Origin of the sequence: Streptomyces sp. NPDC037389, from assembly GCF_040636475.1 — a bacterium.
Taxonomy (GTDB): Bacteria; Actinomycetota; Actinomycetes; order Streptomycetales; family Streptomycetaceae; genus Streptomyces; species Streptomyces hesseae.
This window is the reverse complement of record NZ_JBEZUS010000011.1, coordinates 19,349-36,495: the sequence shown is the minus strand read 5'-3', so window position 1 is coordinate 36,495 and position 17,147 is coordinate 19,349. Positions and strand designations below refer to the sequence as shown.

Below are 17,147 nucleotides of genomic sequence, written 5' to 3'. Positions count from 1 at the left end.
CCCCAACGCTCTGGGCTGCGGATTTCATCCCGCTGCAATGAAACGGCGATGTTTTCGGGCGCCCGGAGGGGGCGCGCGGCGTCCTGTGTCGCGCGCCCCCCACCCGGGTACGGCGTATGCCCGTCACATGCCGGGGACGAACTGGAGCAGCAGATCGATGAGCTTGATGCCGAGGAACGGGGCGATCAGCCCGCCCAGGCCGTAGACGCCGAGGTTGCGGCGCAGCAGCGCGTGGGCGGACGAGGGGGCGTAGCGCACGCCGCGCAGGGCGAGCGGGATGAGGGCGACGATCACGAGCGCGTTGAAGACGATCGCGGAGGCGATGGCGGAGGTCGGGCTGTGGAGGCCCATGACGTTGAGCTTCTCCAGGCCCTCGTAGCCGGCCACGCCGCCGAACATGGCGGGGACGATCGCGAAGTACTTGGCGACGTCGTTGCAGATGGAGAAGGTGGTCAGCGCCCCTCGGGTGATCAGCAGCTGTTTGCCCACCTCGACGATCTCGATGAGCTTGGTGGGGTTGGAGTCCAGGTCGACCATGTTCCCGGCTTCCTTGGCGGCGGAGGTGCCGCTGTTCATGGCCACGCCGACGTCGGCCTGGGCGAGGGCGGGGGCGTCGTTGGTGCCGTCGCCGGTCATGGCGACGAGGCTGCCGCCCGCCTGCTCGGCCCGGATGCGGGCCAGCTTGTCCTCGGGAGTGGCCTCGGCGATGAAGTCGTCGACGCCGGCCTCGGTGGCGATGGCCTTGGCGGTGCGCGGGTTGTCGCCGGTGACCATGACGGTCTTGATCCCCATGTCGCGGAGTTCGGCGAATCGCCGGGCGATTCCGGGTTTGACGACGTCCTTCAAATGAACGGCGCCCAGGACCCTGATGCCGTCCGGGTCCTCGATCGCGACCAGCAGCGGAGTGCCGCCTTCCGCCGCGATGTGGTCGGCGATCCAGTGGGCCTCCTCGGGCACCTGGCCGCCGCGCCGGGCGACCCACTCGGCGACCGCGCTCCCGGCGCCCTTGCGGATGCGGCAGAAGTCGCCCTCGAAGGAGAAGTCCACCCCGCTCATCCGGGTCTGCGCGGAGAAGGGCGCGAACCGGCCGTGGGTGAAGTCGCCGCTGTGGTGCTGGATCCCGTACTGCTTGGCGAGCTCGACGATGGAGCGGCCCTCGGGGGTCTCGTCGGCGAGCGAGGAGAGCTGGGCGGCGTCGGCGAGGAGCTCGTGCGCGATGCCCTGGACGGGGACGAAGGCGGCGGCCTGCCGGTTGCCGTGGGTGATGGTGCCGGTCTTGTCCAGCAGCAGGGTGCTGACGTCGCCCGCCGCCTCGACGGCGCGGCCCGACAGCGCGATGACGTTGCGCTGGACGAGCCGGTCCATGCCGGCGATGCCGATGGCGGAGAGCAGCGCGCCGATGGTCGTGGGGATCAGGGTGACCAGCAGGGCGACGAGCACGGTGATGCTCTGCGGGGCGCCCGACCAGCTCGCCATGGGCTGGAGCGAGACCACCGCCAGGATGAAGATCACGGTGAGCGAGGCGAGCAGGATGTTGAGCGCCAGCTCGTTGGGGGTCTTCTGGCGGCTGGTGCCCTCGACCAGGGCGATCATGCGGTCGAGGAAGGTGTGGCCGGCGCGGGAGGTGATCCGCACGACGATCCGGTCGGAGAGCACCGTGGTGCCGCCGGTGACACCGCCGCGGTCGCCGCCGGCCGCGCGGATCACCGGCGCGGACTCGCCGGTGATCGCCGATTCGTCCACGGCCGCGACGCCGTCGACGACCTCGCCGTCGCCGGGCACGAGCTCGCCGGCCTCGACGACCACGAAGTCGTAGGGCCGCAGTTCCGCGGCCGGGACCCGCTCCTCCTCCCAGTCGCGGCGGTCCATGCTCACCCGCCAGGTGCGCAGCCGCCGGGCCACGGTGGTGCCCCGGGTGCGCCGCAGCGACTCGGCCTGGGCCTTGCCCCGGCCCTCGGCGACGGCCTCGGCGAGATTGGCGAAGACGACGGTGAGCCAGAGCCAGACGCTGATCAGCCAGGTGAAGACGGACGGGTCGAGGACGGCGGAGAGCGTGGTGAGGACGGAGCCGGCCTCGACGACGAACAGCACGGGGTGCCGGACCATCACCCGGGGGTGCAGCTTGCGGACGGCGTCCGGGAGACAGGCGACGAGCTGCTTGGGATCGACGAGACCGCCGCCGACGCGGCGGTGGCGGGTGGCTCGTCCGGGGGCGCGGTACAGCATCTGGGGGCGGCCTTCGACGGTTTCGGGGGAGGTGAACGATCACTTCACCCAACCGTCCGGGTACGCACCGTGGCCGCGCCCTTACGCGCCTTTGTCGCGGCCGCGGCCCGGACTTACGCGCTCTTTACGCCTTGAACGCCGGGCGGCCCGACGAAGTCGGCCCGCCCGGCGTTCAAGGACAGGGTGGATCAGCCGCGGGAGGCGGCGATCTGCCGCGACATGATCGTCGTCAGCTCGTACGCCGCGTGCGACGCCGCGACCGAGGTGATCTCGGCGTGGTCGTACGCCGGGGCGACCTCCACCAGGTCGGCGGAGACCAGGTTGCAGGAGGACAGCCCGCGGATGATCTCCAGCAGCTCGCGGGAGGTCAGGCCGCCCGCCTCCGGCGTGCCGGTGCCGGGCGCGTGGGCCGGGTCCAGGACGTCGATGTCGATGGAGATGTACAGCGGGCGGTCGCCGACGCGCTGGCGCAGCTGGTCGGCGATCTCGTCGACGCCGCGGCGCATGACGTCCGCCGAGGTGACGATGCCGAAGCCCATCTTCTCGTCGTCGGTGAGGTCCTTCTTGCCGTACAGCGGGCCGCGCGTGCCGACGTGGGAGAGCGCGGAGGTGTCGAGGATGCCCTCCTCGACGGCCCGGCGGAACGGCGTGCCGTGGGTGTACTCGGCGCCGAAGTAGGTGTCCCAGGTGTCCAGGTGGGCGTCGAAGTGCAGCAGGGCGACGGGGCCGTGCTTCTTGGCCACCGAGCGCAGCAGCGGCAGCGCGATGGTGTGGTCGCCGCCGAGGGTCATCATGCGGGCGCCGGTGCCCAGGAGGTCGTCGGCCGCGGCCTCGATGGTCTCGACGGCCTCGTCGATGTTGAACGGGTTCGCGGCGATGTCACCGGCGTCCGCGACCTGCGCGAGGGCGAAGGGCGAGGCGTCCTGGGCCGGGTTGTACGGGCGCAGCAGGCGCGAGGCCTCACGGATGGCGTTGCCGCCGAAGCGGGCGCCCGGACGGTAGGAGACACCGGTGTCGAAGGGCACGCCGACGACGGCGACGTCGGCGGTGCCGACCTCGTCCAGGCGGGGCAGCCGGGCGAAGGTGGCGGGGCCGGCGTAGCGCGGGATGCGGGAGGAGTCGACGGGTCCGCGCGGCTCACGGGGGGCGGGGGTGCTCATGCTGGGGGCCTCTCGGATCACGGACGGAGCGCCGACGGGTCACGGTCGCGTCAACGCCTGCGCGGACGGTCTGGACGTACCCGAGGGTAGGCAGGGAGGCGGATTCCGCACATGTACGGAACTGAAGGTCCGGCTTCTCCATATGGACACGGCGTCCATCGCGCATCCCGGGGGAGAATGAGCCCATGCCGATACCACCCAGCCCCGCCGAACTGATCGATCACCTCGTCCGTACGCGTATCGCGGGGAATGTCGCCACCCCCCGCGAGAACAACCTCGATCACTACCGCAAGCTCGCCCAGGGCGACCGGCACTACTGGTTCGGGCTGGAGTTCGGCGACCGCTGGACGGACGAGCAGGACGTCCTGGCGGTCATGGCGGAGCGTTGCGGCGTCAACGACGACCTTGAGCACCGGATGGGCCAGGACACGATCGACCCCCGGCTGACCGTGGCCGCGCTGGAGCGGATGGCGGCGTACCTGCGGAAGGCGGCGGAGGGCCGGCAGCGAGTGCTGTTCGCCACCGGGCACCCGGGCGGGCTGCTGGACGTCCACCGCGCGACGGCGGCCGCGCTGCGGGCGGCGGGCTGCGAGATCGTCGCCATCCCCGGCGGGCTGCGCGCCGACGAGGGCTCGGTGTACCAGGTCGCGGACGTGGCCGTCTTCGAACGCGGGGCGACGCTCTGGCACACCCACTCCCCCGCGCCCATGGCCGCCATCCTCGACGGACTGCGGCAGACCGGCCGCCCGCTGCCGGACCTGGTCGTCGCCGACCACGGCTGGGCGGGCTGCGCGGCGCAGTGGGGGATCGACGCCGTGGGCTTCGCGGACTGCAACGACCCGGCGCTCTTCCTCGCCGAGGCGGAGGGCACGCTCCAGGTGGCGGTACCGCTGGACGACCACGTCGCCGACCCGCGCTTCTACGAGCCGATGACGGCGTACCTGCTGGCGACGGCGGGGCTGCCGGTCTAGGACCGGGGCCGGGGCCCGCCGTTCCAGCCGCGGACGACCAGCCAGGAGCCGCCGTAGAGGGCGGCGGCTTCGGCGGCCCGCATGGCGAGCCCCATCACCAGCCGGTACGAGCCGGTGCGGTCGACGACGTGGGAGTGCCAGACGAACAGCAGCACCGCGCCGAGGCCGATGACGAGGACGCCCCCGGCCATCAGGAGCGCCCGTACGGCATTGGGCATGGGCGTGTTCGTACGTGGCATGGGGTCCCCTCCCGGTGGATCGCTCTTCGATCAGCCTCATGAGGGTAAAGGGCGGGTCATCTCCGGGGTACGCGTATCAGCCCCTCCTGGATCACCGACACCGCCAGCCGCCCGTCCTGGGTGAAGATCCGTCCCCTCGCCAGGCCCCGGCCGCCCTGGGAGGTGGGGCTCTCCTGGTCGTAGAGCAGCCATTCGTCGGCTCGGAAGGGGCGGTGGAACCACATCGCGTGGTCCAGGCTCGCGCCGACGACGTCCCCGACGGCCCAGCCGCCGCGCCCGTGGGCGAGCAGCACGGAGTCCAGGAGCGTCATGTCGGAGACGTACGTGGCCAGGCAGATGTGCAGCAGCGGGTCGTCCGCCAGTTTGCCGTTCGTCCGGAACCAAACCTGCGACTTGGGTTCGCGTGGCTCGCCCACGCGGGCGAACGTGGGCTCCTCCGCGTAGCGCAGGTCGACCGCGCCACGCGCCTCCAGGATGCGCTCGACGACGTCCTGGCCGCCCAGGTGAGGGGCGTACCGCGACAGCGTCTCGGCAGCCGTGGGCAGGGCCGAGGGGTCCGGCGCCGGCGGCATCGGCTCCTGGTGCTCCAGCCCCTCCTCGTGCGTCTGGAAGGACGCGGAGAGGTGGAAGATCGGCTGCCCGTGCTGGACGGCGACGACGCGGCGGGTGGTGAAGGAGTAGCCGTCGCGGATGCGGTCGACGGTGTAGACGATGGGCACCGCCGGATCGCCGGGGCGCAGGAAGTAGGAGTGCAGGGAGTGGGCGTGCCGGTCGGCCGGGACCGTGCGCCCCGCGGCGACCAGCGCCTGGGCGGCGACCTGGCCGCCGAAGACGCGCGGCACGAGGACGGGCTGTGAGGTGGTGCCGCGGAAGATGTCCTCCTCGATGCGCTCCAGGTCGAGCAGGCCGAGGAGTTCGTCGAGGGGGGTGGGGGGTTCGGAGGTGAGGGGTTCGTTCATGGTGCCGGTGGTCCTTAAGGAAAGTGTCCTGCCGTCGCGGCGAGCCCTACAGGCCCATCGACTTGGCGATGATCGAGCGCATGACCTCGCTCGTGCCGCCGTAGATGCGGGTGACGCGGGTGTCCGCGTAGAGGCGGGCGATGGGGTACTCCATCATGTAGCCGTAACCGCCGTGGAGCTGGAGGCACTTGTCGACGACGACGGCCGCCCGCTCGGTGGTGAAGAGTTTGGCGGAGGCGGCGTCGGCGGCGGTGAGCTCGCCCGCGTCGTGCGCCTCCAGGGCCCGGTCGACGACCGCCTGCATCGCGTCCACCTCGGAACGGCAGTCGGCCAGGACGAACTTGGTGTTCTGGAACGAGGCCACCGACCGTCCGAAGACCGTGCGGTCGCGGACGTACTCCGTGGCGAACCCGACGGCGGCCGCCGCCTGGGCGTACGCGCCGACGGCGATGCCGAGCCGCTCCTGCGGGAGGTTGTGGGTGAGATGGCCGAAGGCCTTCCCCTCCTCGCCGAGCAGGTCCGCGACCGGCACCTTGACGTCGGTGAAGGAGAGTTCGGCGGTGTCGGAGGCCTTCAGGCCGAGCTTCTCCAGCGTGCGGCCGACCGCGTAGCCCTCCGAGGAGGTGTCCACGACGAGGATGGAGATGCCGCCGCGCCGGTCCTCGGCGGTGGCGGGGGCGGTACGGGCGCAGACGAGCACCCGGTCGGCCTGGACGCCGCCGGTGATGAAGGTCTTCGCGCCGTTGAGGACGTAGTGGGCGCCGTCCTCGGAGAGCCGGGCGGTGGTCCGCATGCCGGCCAGGTCGGAGCCGGTGCCGGGCTCGGTCATGGCGATGGCGGTCATCAGCTCGCCGGAGACGAAGCCGGGCAGCCAGCGCCGCTTCTGCTCCTCGGTGCCGTACTCGAGGAGGTAGGGGAGACAGAGGGCGGTGTGCGCGCCGGCGGCGCCGAAGCCGACGCCCGCACGCGCGCACTCCTCGGTGACGACGGCCTGGAACTTGAACGAGCGCTGCCCCGCGCCGCCGTACTCCTCGGGGACCTCGATGCCGAAGACGCCGAGCTCGCCGAGCCTCCTGTAGAACTCGCGGGGGACGGCCCCCGCCGCGCGCCACTCGTCGAAGTACGGCACCACCTCGGCGGCGATGACGTCGCGGATCGTCCGCCGGAAAGCCTCGTGGTCCTCGGTGAAGACAGTGCGTCGCACAGCGGCCTCCCCGCTCGGCTGTGTCAGCGCTCGCTCGCGTCGGCGCTCGCTGTATCAGCGCTGCTGTATAAGCGCTTGCTCAGCGGAAGCTACCGGCCGGTCACCAGGGCTGTCCAGATCCGTTCGGCGTGATCTCGCCGGCCCGCTCCGGGGCCCGTCGGCCCGGCCCGTCAGGCCGCCAGGGAACCGAGCGCGCCCAGGGCCAGGCGGCGCAGCAGCGCGGCCATGGCCGTCCGGGCGGGGAGGGCGCCGGGGCGGCCCAGGTGGGGGGTGGAGTTGAGCAGGCCGAAGACGGCGTGGACGGCGGCCCGGACCTCCACCTCGTAGGTGCCGGGGTACAGCCTGCGAACGACGTCGACCCACAGCTCCACGTACTGGCGCTGGAGCGAGCGCACCAGTTTGCGGTCGCTGTCGCGGAGCTGGCCGAGCTCCCGGTCGTGGAGGATGATCAGCGCCCGGTCGTCCAGGGCGAAGTCGATGTGCCCGTCGATCAGCGAGTCCAGCACCTCGGCCGGGGCCGCGTCCGCCTCCGCCGCCTCGGCGACGCGCTGCCGGCCGCCCGTGAGGAGCCGCCCGCTGATGCCCACCAGCAGCTCGGCGAGCATCGCGTCCTTGCCGGCGAAGTGGCGGTAGAGCCCTGGGCCGCTGATGCCGACCGCCGCCCCTATCTCGTCCACGCCCACGCCGTGGAAGCCGCGCTCGGCGAAGAGCCGCGCGGCCTCCCGCAGGATCTGCTCCCGGCGGGAGAGGGCGGCCGGGGCCGTTCGGGCGGTGCTCACAACGTCTTCCACAAAGGTAATTCTAGACAGCGGGCGTTAGTGGTCGTTAACCTGAAGGCACTGTGTTAACGCTCATTAACCGAGCAAGGGAGCTCGAGTCCATGCAGCAGGCACCGGTGCTGGGGAGCGCCGCGGATCCGGCGTCCGAGGCCTGGCGGGCCAACGAGGCCGCCCATCGCGAGCTGACGGCGGAGCTGCGCGGCAGGCTCGCCGCCGCCCGGCTGGGCGGCGGCGAGAAGGCCCGCGCGCGGCACACCGCGCGCGGGAAGCTGCTGCCGCGCGATCGCGTCGACGCCCTGCTCGATCCCGGCTCGCCCTTCCTGGAGATCGCCCCGCTGGCCGCCGAGGGGATGTACGGCGGGTCCGCCCCGGCCGCGGGCGTGATCGCGGGCATCGGCCGGGTCTCCGGCCGCGAGACGGTGATCGTCGCCAATGACGCCACGGTCAAGGGCGGCACGTACTACCCGATGACCGTCAAGAAGCATCTGCGCGCCCAGGAGATCGCCCTGGAGAACAGGCTCCCGTGCCTGTATCTGGTCGACTCCGGCGGCGCCTTCCTTCCCATGCAGGACGAGGTCTTCCCCGACCGCGACCACTTCGGCCGGATCTTCTACAACCAGGCCCGGATGTCCGGCGCCGGCATCCCGCAGATCGCGGCCGTCCTCGGCTCCTGCACGGCCGGCGGCGCCTACGTCCCGGCGATGAGCGACGAGGCCGTGATCGTGCGCGGCCAGGGCACGATCTTCCTGGGCGGCCCGCCGCTGGTGAAGGCCGCGACGGGCGAGGTCGTCACCGCCGAGGAGCTGGGCGGCGGCGAGGTCCACTCGAAGGTGTCGGGCGTCACCGACCACCTCGCCGAGAACGACGAGCACGCCCTGCGCATCGTGCGGACCATCGTCTCGACCCTCCCCGAGCGCGGCTCCCTGCCGTGGTCGGTGGAGCCGGCCGAGGAGCCCAAGGCCGACCCGGCGGGGCTCTACGGCGCGGTCCCGGCGGACTCCCGCACCCCGTACGACGTGCGCGAGGTCATCGCCCGGATCGTCGACGGCTCGCGGTTCGCCGAGTTCAAGGCGGAGTTCGGGCAGACGCTGGTGACCGGCTTCGCCCGGATCCACGGCCACCCGGTGGGCATCGTCGCCAACAACGGCATCCTCTTCTCCGAATCCGCCCAGAAGGGCGCCCACTTCATCGAGCTGTGCGACCAGCGCGGCATCCCGCTGCTCTTCCTCCAGAACATCTCCGGCTTCATGGTCGGCCGGCAGTACGAGGCGGGCGGCATCGCCAAGCACGGCGCCAAGATGGTCACCGCCGTCGCCTGCACCCGTGTCCCCAAGCTGACGGTCGTCATCGGCGGCTCGTACGGCGCGGGCAACTACTCCATGTGCGGCCGGGCCTACTCCCCCCGCTTCCTGTGGATGTGGCCCAACGCGAAGATCTCGGTGATGGGCGGCGAGCAGGCGGCCTCCGTCCTCGCCACCGTCAAGCGCGACCAGCTGGAGGCGCGCGGCGAGGAGTGGGGCGCGGAGGACGAGGAGTCCTTCCGGGCGCCGATCCGCGAGCAGTACGAGACCCAGGGCAACGCCTACTACGCGACCGCCCGGCTGTGGGACGACGGAGTCATCGACCCCCTGGAGACCCGGCAGGTGCTGGGCCTGGCCCTGACCGCCTGTGCCAACGCCCCGCTTCCCGCCAGGGACGGCGCGGCGCCCGGCTACGGCGTCTTCCGGATGTGAGGCGGAGCATGTTCGAGACAGTCCTTGTCGCCAACCGGGGCGAGATCGCCGTACGCGTCATCCGTACGCTGCGCGCGCTCGGCATCCGGTCCGTCGCCGTGTTCAGCGACGCGGACGCCGACGCCCGGCACGTCCGCGAGGCCGACGCCGCCGTACGCATCGGCCCCCCGGCCGCCACGGAGAGCTATCTGTCCGTGGAGCGCCTGCTGGACGCCGCCGCCCGCACCGGCGCGCAGGCCGTCCACCCCGGCTACGGCTTCCTCGCGGAGAACGCCGCCTTCGCCCGCGCCTGCGCGGACGCGGGGCTCGTCTTCATCGGCCCGCCCGCCGGGGCGATCGAGCTGATGGGCGACAAGATCCGGGCGAAGGAGACGGTCCAGGCGGCGGGCGTGCCCGTCGTGCCGGGCTCGTCGGGCAGCGGCCTGACCGACGCCGAACTGGCCGACGCGGCGCACGCGATCGGGATGCCGGTCCTGCTGAAGCCCTCCGCGGGCGGCGGCGGCAAGGGCATGCGGCTGGTGCGCGACGCGGCGCTGCTCGGCGAGGAGATCGCCGCCGCGCGGCGCGAGGCCCGCGGGTCCTTCGGCGACGACACCCTGCTCGTCGAGCGCTGGATCGACCGCCCCCGGCACATCGAGATCCAGGTGCTGGCCGACGGCCACGGCGGCGTCGTCCACCTCGGCGAGCGCGAGTGCTCGCTCCAGCGGCGCCACCAGAAGATCATCGAGGAGGCCCCCAGCGTCCTGCTGGACGAGGCCACGCGCGCCGCGATGGGCGAGGCCGCCGTGCAGGCCGCCCGCTCCTGCGGCTACACGGGCGCGGGGACGGTGGAGTTCATCGTCCCGGGCGGCGACCCGTCCGCGTACTACTTCATGGAGATGAACACCCGTCTCCAGGTCGAGCACCCGGTCACGGAGCTGATCACCGGGCTGGACCTGGTCGAGTGGCAGATCCGGGTCGCGGCCGGCGAGCTGCTGGGCTTCGCCCAGGAGGACGTGACGCTCACGGGCCACGCGGTGGAGGCGCGCGTCTGCGCCGAGACCGCCCGGGTGAGCGGCGACCGCGTCGACTTCCTGCCCTCGGCGGGCACGGTCCTGGCCCTGCGCGAGCCGGCGGGCGAGGGCGTCCGGGTGGACTCCGGGCTCATGGCGGGCGCGGAGGTCGGCACGTCGTACGACCCCATGCTCGCGAAGATCGTCGCCCACGGCCCGGACCGGGCCACGGCCCTCCGCCGCCTGCGGGCCGCCCTCGCGGAGACGGTCGTCCTGGGCGTGGACACGAACGTGGGCTTCCTGCGGCGGTTGCTGGCCCACCCCGACGTGGTGTCGGGCACGCTCGACACGGGGCTCGTCGACCGCGACGCGGCGACGCTCGTTCCGGCGGAGGTGCCGGAAGAGGTGTACGTGGCGGGTGGGTTGCTGCGCCAGCAGGGGCTGAGCGGGGGGCAGGCCCCCCGGCCCCCGGCCGAGTGGGTGGACCCCTTCTCGGTGCCGAACGGCTGGCGCCTCGGCGGCGAAGCCGCCTGGACGCCCCACCACCTCCGCGCCCCGGGCCACGTCCCGGTCACGGTCCGCGTGCGCGGTGACGCCGACGGGGCGGAGTTCCTGCTGGCGCCGTCGGACGAGACCGTGCCCGCCGTCCCCGGCAGCGCGAAGCTGCTGCCCTCCCGGGGGGCCGGGGAGCAGACCACCCTCCAGCTCGATGGCCTCACCCACCCCTTCGCCGTCACCACCACCCCGCAGGGCATCTGGCTCTCCCGCCGAGGCGACACCTGGCATCTGCTGACGCACGACCCCGTCGATGTCGGTGGCGGTGGCGCCGGTGCCCACGCCGGCACCCTCACCGCCCCCATGCCCGGCACGGTCACCGTCGTCAAGGCCGCCGTCGGGGACGAGGTCGAGGCCGGTCAGAGCCTCCTCGTCGTGGAGGCGATGAAGATGGAGCACGTCATCGCCGCCCCCCACGCCGGCACCGTCACCGAGCTCGACGTGACGCCCGGCAGCACGGTGGCGATGGACCAGGTCCTGGCCGTCGTCACACCCGTCGTCACCCCGGCCGCACCCCTGGAGGAGTCATGATCAGCGGACTGCCCATGGCCGTCCCGGACCCCGCCCTCCCCACCCGGGTGCGGATCCACGAGGTGGGCCCCCGCGACGGCCTCCAGAACGAGAAGACGATCGTCCCGACCGAGGTCAAGGCGGAGTTCGTCCGCCGGCTGGCCGCCGCCGGCCTGGACACGGTGGAGGCGACGAGCTTCGTCCACCCCAAGTGGGTGCCCCAGCTGGCCGACGCCGAGGAGCTGCTGCCGCTACTCAAGGGCGTCCCCGCCCGGCTCCCCGTGCTCGTGCCCAACCGGCGCGGGCTCGACCGCGCCCTCGCCCTCGGTGCCCGGGAGATCGCCGTCTTCGGCAGCGCCACCGAGTCCTTCGCCCGGGCCAATCTCAACCGCTCCGTCGACGAGTCGCTGGAGATGTTCGCCCCCGTCGTGGCGACGGCCCGGGAGGCGGGGCTGCGGGTGCGCGGCTATCTCTCCATGTGCTTCGGCGACCCCTGGGAGGGGGCCGTCCCCCTGGAGCGGACCGTCCGCGTCAGCCGCCGCCTCCTCGACCTGGGCTGTGACGAGCTGAGCCTCGGCGACACCATCGGCGTCGCCACACCCGGCCACGTCACGGCGCTGCTCACCGCGCTCAACGAGGCCGGGGTGCCCACTGACCGGCTCGCCGTGCACTTCCACGACACCTACGGGCAGGCGCTCGCCAACACCCTCGCCGCCCTGCGCCACGGCGTGACCACGGTCGACGCCTCCGCCGGCGGTCTCGGCGGCTGCCCGTACGCCAAGAGCGCCACCGGCAATCTCGCCACCGAAGACCTCGTCTGGATGCTCGACGGCCTCGGCATCGCCACCGGGGTCGATCTCGGCCGTCTCACCGCCACCAGCGTCTGGATGGCCGGCCACCTGGGCCGACCCAGCCCCTCCCGAACCGTCCGTGCCCTCTCCCACCAGGAGTCCTGAGCCATGTCGCTGGACCACCGCCTCTCCCCCGAGCACGAGGAACTCCGCCGCACCGTGGAGGAGTTCGCCCACGAGGTCGTCGCCCCGAAGATCGGCGACTTCTACGAGCGCCATGAGTTCCCGTACGAGATCGTGCGGGAGATGGGCCGCATGGGACTGTTCGGGCTGCCGTTCCCCGAGGAGTACGGCGGCATGGGCGGGGACTATCTGGCCCTCGGGCTGGTCCTTGAGGAGCTCGCCCGGGTGGACTCCTCCGTGGCGATCACCCTGGAGGCCGGGGTCTCGCTGGGCGCGATGCCCATCTTCCGCTTCGGCACCGAGGAGCAGAAGCGCGAGTGGCTGCCGAAGCTCTGTTCCGGCGAGATGCTGGGCGCGTTCGGCCTGACGGAGCCCGACGGCGGTTCCGATGCCGGGGCCACCCGCACCACGGCCCGTCTCGACGAGACGACGAACGAATGGGTGATCAACGGCACCAAGTGCTTCATCACCAACTCCGGCACCGACATCACCGGCCTGGTCACCGTCACCGCCGTCACCGGCCACGCCGAGAACGGCAAGCCGCTGATCTCCTCGATCATCGTGCCGTCCGGCACCCCGGGCTTCACGGTCGCCGCCCCCTACTCCAAGGTCGGCTGGAACGCCTCGGACACCCGGGAGCTGTCCTTCTCCGACGTCCGGGTGCCGGCCGCCAATCTGCTGGGCGAACAGGGCCGCGGCTACGCCCAGTTCCTGCGGATACTGGACGAGGGCCGGATCGCGATCTCCGCGCTGGCCACCGGGCTCGCCCAGGGCTGTGTCGACGAGTCCATCACCTACGCCCGGACCCGGGAGGCCTTCGGCCGGCCGATCGGCGCCAACCAGGCCATCCAGTTCAAGATCGCCGACATGGAGATGCGGGCGCACACGGCCCGGATCGCCTGGCGCGACGCCGCGTCCCGGCTGGTGCACGGCGAGCCGTTCAAGAAGGAGGCGGCGCTGGCCAAGCTCTACTCCTCCGAGATCGCCGTCACCAACGCCCGTGAGGCCACCCAGATCCACGGCGGCTACGGCTTTATGAACGAGTACCCCGTGGCCCGGATGTGGCGGGACTCCAAGATCCTGGAGATCGGCGAGGGCACCAGCGAGGTGCAGCGGATGCTGATCGCCCGCGAGCTGGGGCTGCCCGGCGCCTGACGTCCCCGGTACACCCCCGCTCCCCGCCCCGCGCCCCCGGCCCGGCTGCGAGAATTCCGTCCATGGCAGAGATCCTCCAGAAGGACGGGACATGGACCTTCGACGGCGACACGATACGCATCGTGCCGGGCCGGGAGCGGGGAGTGCATCCGCTGCGCCAGACCCTGGGTGAGCTCGCCGTTCCGCTGAGCGCGGTGGCGGGCGTCGCCTTCGAGCCGGCCCGCCGGGGCGGACGGCTCCGGCTGCGGCTGCGCGACGGGTCCGACCCGCTGACCCAGGCCGCCCGCGGCCGGCTTCCGGAGACGGCGGATCCGTATCAGCTCGCGGTTGAGCAGGACCGTACGGGCGTCGCGGAGTACTTCGTGGACGAGGTGCGCCACGCCCTGCTGCTGGAGCAGCTGCCGGACGGCCCCACCGACCGCTATCTGCTGCCGGGACCGGCCGTACCGCTGTCGGTGAGCGCCGGGGACGGCACCGCCTCCTTCGACGGCGAGCGCGTCCGCCTCGAATGGAACTGGGTCACCGCCGAGGGGAAGAAGTCCGCGGGGACGCGCGTCCTGCCCGTCGCCGACATCGCCTCGGTGGAGTGGCAACCCTCCGCGGGCCTGGAGAACGGCTACCTCCGCTTCACCGTCCCCCAGGCCCCCACGAACGCGCCACCCAAGCACGACCCGCACGCCGTCGAGCTCTACGGCTTCAAGAAGGACCCGCTGATGGCGCTGGTGGCCGCCGCCGTGACCGCCCGGCTGCCGCACCCCTCCGCCGCCGGCGCCGCGCGGTCCGCCGCCGTCCCGCCCGGCGCCCCGGCCCCCGGCGTCCCGAAGGCCCTGGAGGGCGCGCCCCCGGCCGGTCCCGCCGCCCCGGATCAGGGCGACCCCGCCGCCGACGGTCACGACGCGCTGCTGCGCCGACTGCGGGAGCTGGGTGAGCTGCGTCACGCCGGGATCCTCACGGACGAGGAGTTCGCCGCGGCGAAACAGGCCGTCCTGCGCCGTTTCTAACCTTTTCCTCTCACATTCCCCCGCACTCCTGCCCGATATCGGGCAGGATTCTTGCGAAAGGCTCGTCTTCCCCTCACTATCGACGGGTGCTCGAACGCCGCATGTCCCATGACGACCTGGTCGACCACCTGGTGCGCAGCACGCCGCTACAGCGCGGCGAGGCCGCCCGGGTGGTGCTGGACGTGCTGGCGTACTTCGACGAGACGGCCGAGGAATTCGTGCGCCGCCGCCATCGCGAGCTTCAGTCCGGTGGACTGAACAACGCGGAGATCTTCGAGCGCATCGCGACGGAGCTGCCGCACCGCGCGGTGGCGCCACCCGAGCTCTCACTGCGGCAACTGCGCCGCATCGTCTACGGCTGAGCCGCCGGGACGTCGACGGGCCGGGGCCGGCTCCGCACGGCCGCCCCGTTCCGTCCTCGCAACCGCCACCGAGTGCCGCCGTAGTGCCGGGCACCACGAACGCTTTACCTGGGAGGGTCATCTATGTGTGGAATCGTCGGATACATCGGCAAGCGTGATGTCGCACCGCTGCTGCTGGAGGGTCTCCAGCGCCTGGAGTACCGCGGCTACGACTCCGCCGGCATCGCCCTGCACGCGGCCGGCAAGACCGGCGGCCTGAAGTCCGCCAAGGCCAAGGGCCGCGTCCGCGAGCTGGAGTCCCGGCTGCCCAAGCGCTTCAACGGCACCACCGGCATCGCCCACACCCGCTGGGCCACCCACGGCGCGCCGAACGACGTCAACGCCCACCCCCACCTCGACGCCGAGGAGAAGGTGGCCGTCGTCCACAACGGCATCATCGACAACGCCTCCGACCTGCGCGCCAAGCTGACGGCCGAGGGCTTCGTCTTCGTCTCCGACACCGACACCGAGGTGCTCGCCCACCTCATCGCCCGCTCCGAGGCCGGCACGCTGGAGGAGAAGGTCCGCGAGGCCGTCAAGCACATCGAGGGCACGTACGGCATCGCCGTCCTCCACGCCGACTTCCCGGACCGCATCGTCGTCGCCCGCAACGGCTCCCCCGTGGTCCTGGGCATAGGCGAGAAGGAGATGTTCGTCTCCTCCGACGTCGCGGCCCTGGTCTCCCACACCCGCCAGGTCGTCACCCTCGACGACGGCGAGATGGCCACCCTGCGCGCCGACGACTACCGCACGTACACCACCGAGGGCTCCTCCACCTCCGCCCAGCCGACCACCGTCGAGTGGGAGGCCGAGTCCTACGACATGGGCGGCCACGACACGTACATGCACAAGGAGATCCACGAGCAGGCCGACGCCGTGGACCGCGCCCTGCGCGGCCGCATCGACGACCGCTTCTCCACCGTGCGCCTCGGCGGCCTCAACCTGGACGCCCGTGACGCCCGCGCCGTGCGCCGGGTGAAGATCCTCGGCTGTGGCACCTCGTACCACGCCGGCCAGATCGGCGCCCAGATGATCGAGGAGCTCGCCCGTATACCCGCGGACGCCGAGCCGGCCTCCGAGTTCCGCTACCGCAACCCGGTCGTCGACCCCGACACCCTCTACATCGCGGTGTCCCAGTCCGGTGAGACCTACGACGTGCTCGCCGCCGTCCAGGAGCTCAAGCGCAAGGGCGCCCGCGTCCTGGGCCTGGTGAACGTGGTCGGCTCGGCGATCGCCCGCGAGACCGACGGTGGCATCTACGTCCACGCCGGCCCCGAGGTCTGCGTCGTCTCCACCAAGTGCTTCACCAACATGGTGGTCTCCTTCGGTCTGCTCGCCCTCCACCTGGGCCGCACCCGCGACCTGTCCGTCGCCGACGGCAAGCGGATCATCGAGGGCCTGCGCAAGCTGCCCGGCCAGATCGAGGAGATCCTGGCGAACGAGGCGCAGATCGAGGAGCTGGCCAAGGAGTACGCCGAGGCCAAGTCGATGATGTTCATCGGCCGAGTGCGGGGCTACCCGGTGGCCCGTGAGGCCTCGCTGAAGCTCAAGGAGGTCTCGTACATCCACGCCGAGGCCTACCCGGCCTCCGAGCTGAAGCACGGTCCGCTGGCCCTGATCGAGCCCGCGATGCCGACCGTCGCGATCGTGCCGGACGACGAGCTGCTGGAGAAGAACCGCGCCGCGCTCGAGGAGATCAAGGCCCGCAGCGGCCGCATCCTCGCCGTCGCCCACCAGGAGCAGGAGAAGGCCGACCACACGATCGTGGTGCCGAAGAACGAGGACGAACTGGACGCCATCCTCATGGGCATCCCGCTCCAGCTCTTCGCGTACTACACGGCGAAGGCCATGGGCCGCGACATCGACAAGCCGCGCAACCTGGCGAAGTCCGTCACCGTCGAGTAGTCCGCCCCCGGGCCCGCCCGGCCGACCGGCCGCGGGCCCCGCAAGCCCTCTCGGACCTGTCCGCACCTGTCCGCGACAGGTACGAGAGAACGGCCCTCCCCACGCGTGCCACCACGCGCGCGGGGAGGGCCGCCTCCTTTCGCGCCGGCGTCGCCCTCACACCGGCGGTGATGCCACCGGCCCCGGGAACCGTCACCTCCCGTCCGGCGGCACGCCCTGGGGGACGTGCTGCCGGAGTTGTACCCGTCCGGGACGCTCCCGGCACCCCTACGCGCGAGTAGATTCCGGGGGAAGTCAAGGGACCGGTGGGGCCATTCCCCTGTGGCGCACGACAGTTGACGTTCCGCCAGTTTCTGTCGCACCCCTCGCACCAACGGCATCGC

General features: G+C 72.2%; 14 protein-coding genes. 8 read left to right on the top strand and 6 right to left on the bottom strand.

Annotated features, from left to right (window positions below; translation table 11 throughout):
* Positions 1 to 123: 123 nt before the first annotated feature.
* Together kdpB and speB are read right to left on the bottom strand one after the other, a co-directional pair.
* Positions 124 to 2,226, bottom strand: a complete 2,103-nt coding sequence (kdpB, locus tag AB0E98_RS24125; protein ID WP_361706087.1) for a potassium-transporting ATPase subunit KdpB — start codon at positions 2,224 to 2,226, stop codon at positions 124 to 126.
* Positions 2,227 to 2,414: 188 nt separating this feature from the next.
* Positions 2,415 to 3,386, bottom strand: a complete 972-nt coding sequence (gene speB / locus AB0E98_RS24120; protein ID WP_311611231.1) for an agmatinase — start codon at positions 3,384 to 3,386, stop codon at positions 2,415 to 2,417.
* A 185-nt stretch (positions 3,387 to 3,571) separates the two neighbouring features.
* On the opposite strand from speB, the gene AB0E98_RS24115 reads away from it, so the two are divergent.
* Positions 3,572 to 4,357, top strand: coding sequence for a phosphatase (locus AB0E98_RS24115; protein ID WP_361706084.1), 786 nt, complete (start codon positions 3,572 to 3,574; stop codon positions 4,355 to 4,357).
* On the opposite strand, the gene AB0E98_RS24110 is transcribed toward AB0E98_RS24115, so the two are convergent.
* From AB0E98_RS24110 to AB0E98_RS24095, 4 genes are all read right to left on the bottom strand, one after another.
* Entirely contained in the window at positions 4,354 to 4,596 is a 243-nt protein-coding gene (locus tag AB0E98_RS24110) for a hypothetical protein (protein ID WP_361706081.1), read from the bottom strand. The genes AB0E98_RS24115 and AB0E98_RS24110 overlap by 4 nt on opposite strands.
* Positions 4,597 to 4,652: 56 nt before the next feature.
* On the bottom strand, positions 4,653 to 5,555 hold the full coding sequence (gene tesB / locus AB0E98_RS24105; RefSeq protein ID WP_361706078.1) for an acyl-CoA thioesterase II: 903 nt from the start codon (positions 5,553 to 5,555) through the stop codon (positions 4,653 to 4,655).
* A 46-nt stretch (positions 5,556 to 5,601) separates the two neighbouring features.
* Positions 5,602 to 6,759: an acyl-CoA dehydrogenase family protein gene (locus AB0E98_RS24100; RefSeq protein ID WP_361706075.1), complete on the bottom strand. Its 1,158-nt coding sequence runs from the start codon at positions 6,757 to 6,759 to the stop codon at positions 5,602 to 5,604.
* A 170-nt stretch (positions 6,760 to 6,929) separates the two neighbouring features.
* Entirely contained in the window at positions 6,930 to 7,538 is a 609-nt protein-coding gene (locus AB0E98_RS24095) for a TetR/AcrR family transcriptional regulator (RefSeq protein WP_361706443.1), read from the bottom strand.
* A gap of 101 nt (positions 7,539 to 7,639) precedes the next feature.
* On the opposite strand from AB0E98_RS24095, the gene AB0E98_RS24090 reads away from it, so the two are divergent.
* The 7 genes from AB0E98_RS24090 to glmS all read left to right on the top strand — a co-directional run bounded on the left by AB0E98_RS24090 (position 7,640) and on the right by glmS (position 16,764).
* On the top strand, positions 7,640 to 9,271 hold the full coding sequence (locus tag AB0E98_RS24090) for a carboxyl transferase domain-containing protein (RefSeq protein ID WP_361706073.1): 1,632 nt from the start codon (positions 7,640 to 7,642) through the stop codon (positions 9,269 to 9,271).
* Between the two features lie 8 nt (positions 9,272 to 9,279).
* On the top strand, positions 9,280 to 11,349 hold the full coding sequence (locus AB0E98_RS24085; protein WP_361706070.1) for a biotin carboxylase N-terminal domain-containing protein: 2,070 nt from the start codon (positions 9,280 to 9,282) through the stop codon (positions 11,347 to 11,349).
* Positions 11,346 to 12,284, top strand: coding sequence for a hydroxymethylglutaryl-CoA lyase (locus AB0E98_RS24080; protein ID WP_361706066.1), 939 nt, complete (start codon positions 11,346 to 11,348; stop codon positions 12,282 to 12,284). The genes AB0E98_RS24085 and AB0E98_RS24080 overlap by 4 nt, the downstream gene beginning before the upstream one ends.
* Positions 12,285 to 12,293: 9 nt before the next feature.
* Entirely contained in the window at positions 12,294 to 13,457 is a 1,164-nt protein-coding gene (locus AB0E98_RS24075) for an acyl-CoA dehydrogenase family protein (protein ID WP_361706441.1), read from the top strand.
* A gap of 62 nt (positions 13,458 to 13,519) precedes the next feature.
* Positions 13,520 to 14,458 carry a DUF4429 domain-containing protein gene (locus tag AB0E98_RS24070; RefSeq protein WP_361706064.1) on the top strand — a complete coding sequence of 313 codons (939 nt, stop codon included), beginning with the start codon at positions 13,520 to 13,522 and terminating at the stop codon, positions 14,456 to 14,458.
* Positions 14,459 to 14,544: 86 nt separating this feature from the next.
* Positions 14,545 to 14,820 (top strand): hypothetical protein, encoded by a 276-nt coding sequence (locus AB0E98_RS24065; RefSeq protein ID WP_311611242.1) that lies wholly within the window; start codon positions 14,545 to 14,547, stop codon positions 14,818 to 14,820.
* 123 nt (positions 14,821 to 14,943) lie between these two features.
* Positions 14,944 to 16,764 (top strand): glutamine--fructose-6-phosphate transaminase (isomerizing), encoded by a 1,821-nt coding sequence (gene glmS, locus AB0E98_RS24060; RefSeq protein ID WP_361706061.1) that lies wholly within the window; start codon positions 14,944 to 14,946, stop codon positions 16,762 to 16,764.
* Positions 16,765 to 17,147: the final 383 nt, after the last annotated feature.